We start from the raw sequence: 6,223 nt of genomic DNA on the forward strand, positions 1-6,223 counted from the left end.
GGCGGGTTTAGTTGCTTGTCAGGGTGTAGATCTAATTGTGGTGGGAGTTGGGGGATTAAACATCGCGGTTTCTTCTGGCTTGCGACTGCCCATACTGCCAAAGCCGATATATACTGGCGGCGCGCCGTTTTGGAGAAATTCTAATAAGTCTGCGGGTGGAGTCCAATCGCCAGCATCCAGAAACCAATCGCCCACAATCGCCGTATTGTGCCAATCCGCAGGCTTGGGAATCACAGATGGACTAAAACCATAAACCGTCGGGTATCGATGCATCACAGCCGATTTATACGGCCCCCAGAAAGATCTAGCGGGTAGGTTTAATACTTGCTCTCTGGCAAGGCGATCGGCTTTGCGAAACCCTTGCCACATTATCTGTCGTAATAGCAGGTGCGATAACCAGTTGAAGGTACCGCCAAGTTTGGTGAGCGACTGGGGAAACAAAATGCCAGGAAAAGATCGCGTTGGCGTAAAGGGAAACAAAAAAGCGGGAAGTAAAGGAATCTGTAATTTCTCCGCCAGCGGGACGGCGACGTTTAATCCACCAACTCCCGCCACGATTAAATCCATCCCCTGAGCAGCCTCTAATCCTGCCTGCATCCAATCGAGCGCGGCATCTTGAGCGAGTTTAGAGGTACGTTTGTTAATTGCCAGAAAATTTCCTTTTTCCAATAGTGCGCGCATTTCTGGCGACTCGACGATTTCTTGAACGTTCCCTTTGACTGGATAAAATTCTAAGCTGTGGTATGTGACTAATCGTTCAAAATTGATATGAGTCATCACGCGGACGCGATGTCCTGCTGCTTGTAATCCTTTCCCCAGCGCAACATACGGCTGTACGTCACCTTGAGAGCCGAGCGCGATCGCCAAAATCCGCATCAATAATTCTCCTGAGTCGTTCTGGATTAAATTGACACTAGTGTCAGTTTGATATTAACGTCAATTTAGCTCGATCGTCAAATCAGCACTAGTACAGCTCCCCGACTTTTTGAAACAGTCGGGGAGCTAAGCACCACCTAATTGTTATATAGTGGCGATCGCGCGTAAAATACGATGACTTTGCAGTAGGCTAAAAGATGTCAAACACAATGCAGCCATCGCGACGAGCATCGATCGGGTTAGAAAAACGAGAACGGACTCGATCGAATTTAATCGCCGCCGCCTATCGGGTATTTGCCCGTAAAGAAGCCGATGCCGTGACGATCGACGAGATCATCGCTGAAGCCGCCGTGGCGCGGGGTACATTTTATAACTATTTCCAGACGCGAGAAGAAGTCCTCACCGCCGTTGCTGTCGCTCTGAGCGATGAAATGAACCATAGTCTATGGGCGCAGTCTGCCCAGATTGAAGATCCAGCCGCACGGATGGCGATCGCGATTCGCCAATTTTTGCATCAAGCCATCCGCGATGCTACTTGGGGCTGGGTAATAGTTAGAAGCGGCTTGGTGGCTGCCCCATTGAGCGAAACGATAAAAACAGGGGTGACGACAGATTTAGAGGCTGGGCTGCGATTAGGGCGATTTCAGGTGGTAAATAAACAAGCCGCGATCGATCTAATTTTGGGTACGGGTTTAATGGCGATGCGAACCATTCTGGGCGGACATTCCGAGCCAGATTATCCAGAACAAATTACCGAACTGATTTTAAAGACGTTGGGTGTTGAAGAGGGTGAGGCTCACTCGATCGCGTTTCAAGTTTTGGAACCGTTATCAGACGAATAGGTGAGGAAAATGTAGACTAAATAGATCGAAATTTAGTTCGGTTAGTTCAAGCGATCGGATCGATCGTTATTTTCAACTATTTCTCGATCGCAGATAACACAGTTCAAAATTTGCCCGATGTGCGCCAATCTTCCGGCGATTGTAGTTACCCAGGGACGTGGAAAAAAGGGTGGTTCGTGGCGAGTGTGTTGGCAGTGTCCGCAGTCTAGTTCTGCCACCCAATGCTGTTCTGAATCTTGATGAAAGCCAATAATTGCGCGATGCACGAATTTACCTCCGATCTGCGGTTTTTTTGGTTGCTGTCAGGGGTAAATTGCTGTCGAGCGACTAGCAAAATAGACACGAGTATCGACTGAGCGGTTCGGACAGCAATACGATTTCCAACCGCCGATCTCAGTCAACCACCAATACCTACTAACCCCTGACAGCAATCCCGATCTGTATGACAATAGATAGGCGATTCTCTTTTGGAGAGTGCGCCAACGACGCTCATCATAGCTCAATTAAATTAAATGTATATTGCCTTAAATTGGTTAAAAGAATTAGTAGACTGCCAACTAGATCCGGAGACGTTGGCGCAAACCCTGACTCTAGCTGGCTTTGAAGTTGAATCGATCGAAGATCGTAGCACTTGGGCGGATGGGGTAGTCGTCGGGCGGGTACTGACGCGGATTCAACACCCGAATGCGGATAAATTAAGCGTTTGTACTGTGGATGTTGGCGGTGAGGAGCCGTTGCAAATCGTTTGTGGTGCGGCAAATGTCCGCGCGGGCATTCATGTCGCTGTCGCCACTGTGGGTACTTATTTGCCCAAAGTCGATCTCAAAATTAAACCTGCCAAATTACGGGGCGAAAAATCTGAAGGGATGATTTGTTCGCTCTCGGAATTGGGATTGACAAAAGATTCGGAAGGAATTTATATTTTCGGCGAATCGGAGCATCCCGATACACCCGCAATCGGTACCGATGTGCGAGCATTATTAGGATTGGATGATGTCATCCTCGATCTCTCCTCCACCGCCAATCGCGCCGATGCGCTGAGTATGGTGGGAATTGCTAGAGAAGTCGCCGCACTCACTGGTGGAGCCTTGAAACTCCCGACTGTGGATGCGTCGCCGATTGCCAATCAACCACAATTAACCGTAAATGTCAGCGAAGCTCAAGCTTGTCCTGTTTATTCGGCTACCCTGATTGAAGGCATCCAAATTGCACCGTCCCCCGACTGGCTGCAACGTCGCTTGCAAGCTGCTGGGATTCGCCCGATTAATAACGTGGTGGATGTGACAAATTACATCCTGCTGGAGTGGGGGCAACCTTTACACGCCTTCGATGCTGCTAAATTGCAAGCCGTCAGCGGTAGCCAAGCCATCCAGATGGGCGTGCGCCTTGCTGAGAAGCAAGGTGAGAGCCTGAAGACTCTAGACGGGCAATCGCGACAACTTAACGCTCAAAACCTCCTAATTACCATTGGGAATACCCCCGTCGCCCTGGCAGGGGTCATGGGTGGCGAAAATACTGAAGTATCCGAAGGTACTCAAAACATCGTTCTCGAAGCAGCAATTTTCGATCCTGTCGCCGTGCGAAAATCGGCACGGAGTCAAGGCGGAATGCGATCGGAAGCATCGACTCGTTACGAGCGGGGTGTCAACTTTGCCGAACTCGAAACAGCCACTCATCGCGCGATCGAGCTAATTATCCAGCTAGCTGGTGGTAAGATAGTCTGTCAGGATATCAGCGATCGTCGTCCTAATATCACCCTGCAACCGCGATCGATTAACCTCCGGTTGGAACGGTTGAATCAGATTTTAGGGCCGATCGATGATGATGGCGAACCTGGGGAAATTACGACTGAAGATGTCGAGCGGACGCTGACAGCGTTGGGTTGTCAATTGACAGCGACGTTAAATGATAAAGAAGAAACGGTTTGGGATGTGGTAGTTCCACCTTACCGTTACCGCGATTTGGAACGGGAAATCGACCTCATTGAAGAAGTCGCTCGACTTTACGGTTACGATCGATTCATGGATACGCTCCCGTCAGAATCGGCGGCGGGTTTCCTCTCCCTCGACGAAGAATTATTACGCCAAATTCGCGCCGCTTTCCGTGCTGTCGGCTTAAATGAAGTCGTCCAATATTCCTATGCCATCGAGAAACTAAATAACGGCTCGCAGGTAGAAATCATTAACCCGATGTTTACCGAATATGCGACATTACGATCGGAATTAATCTCCGGCTTGATTCAAAGTTTCCAAACCAACCTCGCTCAGGGTAACGGCGCACTCCCAGGCTTTGAAATTAGCAAAATCTTCGGACGCGACGAAACCGGATTGACAGAAACCGACGTCCTCGCTGGCATCCTCGGCGGCGATGCTGGGATCGGACGCTGGACGACTGGTGGTAAGCCGCAACCCCTCACTTGGTACGAAGCCAAGGGAATGCTCGATAGCGTCTGTCACAGCCTCAAAATCCCCGTCGAATATCAAGCAGATCGATCCGATCCGAAACTACATCCCGGACGCACCGCATCATTGTGGTTGCAGGGGCAAAAATTGGGCTACTTCGGACAACTACACCCCCAACTCCGTCAGGAAAAAGACCTCCCAGCGGCGGTATATGTCTTTCAACTCAACCTCGATCCGATTCTCAATTACCTCGCCGCCGAAGAACGATTGGTACCAGTTTTTAAAAACTATTCTACCTATCCCGCATCCGATCGCGATCTGGCTTTCTTCGCCCCGATCGAGCTATCTTTAGCAGATATCCAAAAATCGATTTCTAAAGCTGGCGGCGAACTATTAGAAGATGTCGAAGTCTTCGATGAGTATCGTGGTACCAATGTCCCTGACGGACAGCGGAGTTTAGCAATTCGGCTAATTTATCGGGCACTCGATCGCACTTTAACCGATGCCGATGTAGAGCCGCTCCAACAGAAAGTTAGAGATGTTTTAGTCGATAAATTTCGGGTAACTTTACGAAGTTAATTCAGCAGTTAGGGGAGTTTCGAGCCTTCAAAAATCTCCCCTAATTGTCTGCTAGACTAATTCTGTCCGGTGATATGACGCATGATGATGTCAAATTTTCGATCCAACTCATCGAATCTCGTCTCCAATCAGTCGAATCGTTGATTCATCTGGTCTTCAAGTGCATCAATCTCATCATATACACGATCGAAAGATAAATTTACCTCTTTACCTGTCAATTGAGTTTCTTCTAGTCTAGTCAGCCGTCTTTCAAAGACTCTTAACTGTCTATCTAGAGATCGATCCCGATCGTTTGGTTCGTTGGCTTGTGTCATTTGATTAAATATTAAGCTTATTAATAACTATAACTCTCCAGAGTTAATCATCCGATCTGCTAGTGCGCTCTGGAGATCTAGAAAGGATAATATCCAGTTTTCGCTCAAACTCGTTAAACCGCGTCTCTAATCGCTCCAATCGCATTTCTAAGCAGTCAAATCATCCCTCGATTTGGTCTTCCAGCGTATCGATCTCATTGTATACACGTTGTTCTAGCAACTGCCTGCGATCGTTAAATACCCGCTCGAATTCTGGCAGCGATGCTTGAGTATCTTCTAACTGTCCTAATCTGCGGTTAAAATACCGGAACTGACGATCGTAATTATTTGGCTCGTTGGCTGAGATCATGAGCTTAAATCTTGAGTGTTTTTAGTTATCCCCGCTGGTTTATCTCTAGCGGGGATATTCATAGTTTAAAGATATTCTTATTGACTCCTTGTTGACAACAGCTATATTGCGTCAAGATCGGCATAAAGATCGGCACTAATTGGCGATCGATAAAGCTATAATTGTTATGTATCAACAGTTGTGGCTGATAAAAAGATCGGCACTAATATGGAATCTCTTGCCCTCATCGAACCGTTGTTACCTGCTGGGGGAAATCGAGTATTGACAGATTTAGCTACGCAACTATGGGCACAGAGCAGTGCGCTCGATCGTAACTTACATGTGGCGACGATTCTAGGGATTGGCGATTTAGTCAGAACGATGAATTGCTACTACAGCAACCTCATCGAAGGACATCGCACCCACCCCATAGATATCGAACGCGCTCTGGCACAGGATTTTTCTGTCGATCCTCAACAACGAGAGTTACAGTTAGAAGCTAAGGCACATATTGAAGTGCAACGAGCCATCGATTTGGGCAACGCTCCCGCTCAAGTTGTCAGCGGTGAATACCTGAAATGGATTCACCGCGAATTTTGTACTCGACTCCCGCCTGAGATGTTGGTGTTGAGTAATACACAAGGTAGCAAGCAAATTCAGATCGTACCTGGTGAGTGGCGCACGGGGGATGTAATTGTCGGGCGACATATTCCCATTTCCGCGCCAGCCATCGATAGCTTTATTACCCGCTTTGGAACTGGTTATCGACTGGAACGATTATCTCAAATAGATCGAGTAATTGCCGTTGCGGCGGCGCATCATCGATTGGTATGGATTCAGCCCTTCTACGATGGGAATGGGCGGGTAGCGCGGTTATTTTCC

The 6,223-nt window shown here is 48.2% G+C and carries 7 protein-coding genes; 3 read left to right on the top strand and 4 right to left on the bottom strand.

The window, feature by feature from the left end; genetic code table 11:
* Positions 1-18: 18 nt before the first annotated feature.
* Positions 19-876, bottom strand: coding sequence for a glycosyltransferase (locus RMO52_RS03790; protein ID WP_310410992.1), 858 nt, complete (start codon positions 874-876; stop codon positions 19-21).
* A gap of 197 nt (positions 877-1,073) precedes the next feature.
* On the opposite strand from RMO52_RS03790, the gene RMO52_RS03795 reads away from it, so the two are divergent.
* Entirely contained in the window at positions 1,074-1,718 is a 645-nt protein-coding gene (locus tag RMO52_RS03795) for a helix-turn-helix domain-containing protein (protein ID WP_310410995.1), read from the top strand.
* Between the two features lie 41 nt (positions 1,719-1,759).
* Here the strand turns inward: RMO52_RS03795 and RMO52_RS03800 are convergent, their stop codons facing one another.
* Positions 1,760-1,984: a DUF3565 domain-containing protein gene (locus RMO52_RS03800; RefSeq protein WP_309741140.1), complete on the bottom strand. Its 225-nt coding sequence runs from the start codon at positions 1,982-1,984 to the stop codon at positions 1,760-1,762.
* Between the two features lie 246 nt (positions 1,985-2,230).
* Between RMO52_RS03800 and pheT the strand changes: the two genes are divergently transcribed.
* Positions 2,231-4,699, top strand: a complete 2,469-nt coding sequence (gene pheT / locus RMO52_RS03805) for a phenylalanine--tRNA ligase subunit beta (protein ID WP_310410998.1) — start codon at positions 2,231-2,233, stop codon at positions 4,697-4,699.
* A 128-nt stretch (positions 4,700-4,827) separates the two neighbouring features.
* On the opposite strand, the gene RMO52_RS03810 is transcribed toward pheT, so the two are convergent.
* Together RMO52_RS03810 and RMO52_RS03815 are read right to left on the bottom strand one after the other, a co-directional pair.
* Positions 4,828-5,013 carry a hypothetical protein gene (locus tag RMO52_RS03810; RefSeq protein ID WP_310411001.1) on the bottom strand — a complete coding sequence of 62 codons (186 nt, stop codon included), beginning with the start codon at positions 5,011-5,013 and terminating at the stop codon, positions 4,828-4,830.
* Positions 5,014-5,173: 160 nt separating this feature from the next.
* Positions 5,174-5,362 (bottom strand): hypothetical protein, encoded by a 189-nt coding sequence (locus RMO52_RS03815; protein WP_310411003.1) that lies wholly within the window; start codon positions 5,360-5,362, stop codon positions 5,174-5,176.
* A gap of 180 nt (positions 5,363-5,542) precedes the next feature.
* Here RMO52_RS03815 and RMO52_RS03820 point away from each other — a divergent pair.
* Positions 5,543-6,223 (top strand): Fic family protein (locus RMO52_RS03820; RefSeq protein ID WP_310411006.1); only part of this gene is annotated, 681 nt, incomplete at its 3' end.

It is taken from the genome of Chamaesiphon sp. OTE_8_metabat_110, assembly GCF_031382685.1.
GTDB lineage: Bacteria > Cyanobacteriota > Cyanobacteriia > Cyanobacteriales > Chamaesiphonaceae > Chamaesiphon.

What these genes read in the sequence shown, in the direction of transcription:
- RMO52_RS03790 (WP_310410992.1), bottom strand. Translation starts at nt 876, where the DNA reads ATGCGGATTTTGGCGATCGCGCTCGGCTCTCAAGGTGACGTACAGCCG.
- RMO52_RS03795 (WP_310410995.1), top strand. Translation starts at nt 1,074, where the DNA reads ATGTCAAACACAATGCAGCCATCGCGACGAGCATCGATCGGGTTAGAA.
- pheT (WP_310410998.1), top strand. Translation starts at nt 2,231, where the DNA reads ATGTATATTGCCTTAAATTGGTTAAAAGAATTAGTAGACTGCCAACTA.
- RMO52_RS03810 (WP_310411001.1), bottom strand. Translation starts at nt 5,013, where the DNA reads ATGACACAAGCCAACGAACCAAACGATCGGGATCGATCTCTAGATAGA.
- RMO52_RS03815 (WP_310411003.1), bottom strand. Translation starts at nt 5,362, where the DNA reads ATGATCTCAGCCAACGAGCCAAATAATTACGATCGTCAGTTCCGGTAT.